We start from the raw sequence: 358 nt of genomic DNA, 5'->3' as shown, positions 1-358 counted from the left end.
CCAGAAATTGGAAGGCGAAGAGTTTTGCTCCAGTCATCTCGAGGTCTTTTCAGCCACTTCATATATTGGGCTGTTATCATTGAAAAGTAAAGATTACCAATGAGAAAAATCAGACTATAAACAGTCAAAACAATAGCTGTTAAAGTTGCTGCATGCGTCATTAAAAGTTCTCTAAAGGCAATTATATCAGCTTCCTTTAATGACTGTGATTGTTGCATAGCTTGTGCTATGTTTGCAGTGATTTTCTTCGCAATAAGAGATGTTGATGGATGAGTTTCAACATAGAGTCCTATAAAGCTGGATATAAGAGCTATAAAGTTGGTTAAATGAAAGATAACCGATGATAATGGATACCATA

General features: G+C 35.5%; 1 pseudogene. It reads right to left on the bottom strand.

Features of this window, described 5'->3' with window-relative positions:
* A pseudogene (locus tag ACFINO_RS10670) lies at positions 1-358 on the bottom strand (hypothetical protein); the annotation flags it as partial.

The sequence above is a fragment of the Bartonella sp. AA83SXKL genome, assembly GCF_042196965.1.
Classification (GTDB): domain Bacteria; phylum Pseudomonadota; class Alphaproteobacteria; order Rhizobiales; family Rhizobiaceae; genus Bartonella.
This window is presented reverse-complemented; position numbering and strand designations above follow the sequence as displayed.